This window comes from Synechococcus sp. R55.7 (genome assembly GCF_047461955.1).
In the GTDB taxonomy this organism is placed as follows: Bacteria; Cyanobacteriota; Cyanobacteriia; order Thermostichales; family Thermostichaceae; genus Thermostichus.
On the sequence record NZ_JANSIC010000326.1, the window covers coordinates 1 to 1,740 of the forward strand.

A 1,740-nucleotide genomic window follows, 5' to 3' on the forward strand; every position below is an offset into this window, starting at 1 on the left:
CCGCGAAAACAGTTCACAGTGAACTCAGATTTATCTGGCCTTAAAACTTGAAGCCAGTTTACAAAAAATTTACCTACAGTTGATATCCAGTGGGGTTTTGGATTCAGGAGTTCACATGATTTGATGAGGAAAGTTTTGGGTCTGCGAAGGGTAACCTGAGACCAAGAAAAGGCTTGAATACCAGGGCAAGATCCTTCGGGTTTAGCCGGGTGCCTGATTTCTCCCAAAGTGGGGCTGAGGCTGTCATGAATCGGTTTTCCCCTCATGAAGTGTATCTCCGGAGAATCCTCTTTCGTCTGGCCACTGCGGCTCCTCGTGGCATGACATTGATCGAGTTGCTGGTGGTCATCGTGATTGTCGGTACTCTCTGCGCGGTGGCCATTCCCAACCTGCTCAACCACATTCGCCGCTCCAGAGTTGCTGAAGCCCAAACAGCTTTGGCGACCATTGGCCGCGCTTCAGAAATCTTCCGCATGGATTTTACGGTTTATCCTTCCAGCTACGCCGATATTCAATTCGGAGGGATCCACGGGGATCGTTATCTGCAAGATCCCTGGCAAGCCCCCAACTATCGTCTCCCCGAAGTTGTTCCTCCCACTCCTGGCCCAGCTGGCATGCGTTGGATGACGGAGTCTCACACCTACACAGCTGCTGGTGGGAATCCCCTGCGCTGTGACATCGGCCTTGGGGATCGCCAGCAAGAGGTTTTGGTCTCCGGCTACAACCTACACAACTCCTGCAACCTCTATCGTTGACCTGCCCAGGCAGGAGTCTGGCGGCTTGAGGAAGCGGGACTGGGCGGACTTGAACCGCCGACCTAGCGCTTAGGAGGCGCTTGCTCTATCCATCTGAGCTACAGCCCCTTGTCGAACATCCTACTGCTCTTAGCCCCCATCTCAGATTACAGCCCTTTTGCAGATGAGGTGATACCCGACCAGTTCTCATCATGCCCCAACTGGGTCTGGCGTTATCGGTTGTGTTGTTGACATTGACCTGCTAGACATCTTCTGTGATGCTAAGAAGTGTTAAGCTAAGGACTTGGATCCCAAACCGAGGTCAGCCCTATGGAATCCCTTTCTGATCCCTTCGTCAATCCCCCCATTTACTCTGCCATCGCCTTATTCAGCTTTTTTGCTGTTATCTTTGGCATCATTTTCAAGGACAATTTGGAATACCAGGTGGCCCTTTGGCAGCTCAACCGGGATAGCCAAGCGCAAATTCGCTACCGCACTCCTGGGGTGATCCTCACCTACAGTCTCTGCTGCCTGTTTACCTCTGGGTTTGTGGCCGCGTGTCTGAACGTGTTTGGCCTGTCTATGGCCTTGGCCGCCTGCGTCGGTGGGATCCTAGTGTTGAGCACGGCAGGCTTGGTGTGGTGGCAGTTGGGATCCCTGATGGCTCTGTTGGCTGCCGGTGGATCCCAGGCCATCGATATTGACTCTTACGGAGCAGGGGCCATTTTGGATTCTGAGGCGGCAGCACCCCCCGAGGGAGAATAGGATCTTGGAGTAGTCTTACCCCATGCCCTGGTCTAGCTGGATCAGCTGGATCCAGAAGAGCGTGCCTACAGAGTAGAGAAAGCTTAAGAAGTTTCTGGCCAACTTGTTAAAACGAGAGAACAAGTGCCAGCTCAGCTTTTGAAAAACGCCTCTTTCTGTAAAAAATTACAAATCATAGTCATTCCAACTAGGTTGTGTTGATCTTTCATTTGAGCCAAAAGAGAGCACTGACGAGATAGAG

The 1,740-nt window shown here is 52.1% G+C and carries 2 protein-coding genes and 1 tRNA gene; 2 read left to right on the plus strand and 1 reads right to left on the minus strand.

Annotation, left to right across the window (positions count from 1 at the left end; translation table 11 throughout):
* Nucleotides 1-320 precede the first annotated feature (320 nt).
* Nucleotides 321-755: a type IV pilin protein gene (locus NW820_RS12200; RefSeq protein ID WP_414407625.1), complete on the plus strand. Its 435-nt coding sequence runs from the start codon at nt 321-323 to the stop codon at nt 753-755.
* A 34-nt stretch (nt 756-789) separates the two neighbouring features.
* Here the strand turns inward: NW820_RS12200 and NW820_RS12205 are convergent.
* Nucleotides 790-863: transfer RNA gene (locus tag NW820_RS12205), tRNA-Arg, on the minus strand.
* A 201-nt stretch (nt 864-1,064) separates the two neighbouring features.
* Between NW820_RS12205 and NW820_RS12210 the strand changes: the two genes are divergently transcribed.
* Nucleotides 1,065-1,499, plus strand: coding sequence for a hypothetical protein (locus NW820_RS12210; protein ID WP_011432900.1), 435 nt, complete (start codon nt 1,065-1,067; stop codon nt 1,497-1,499).
* Nucleotides 1,500-1,740 lie beyond the last annotated feature (241 nt).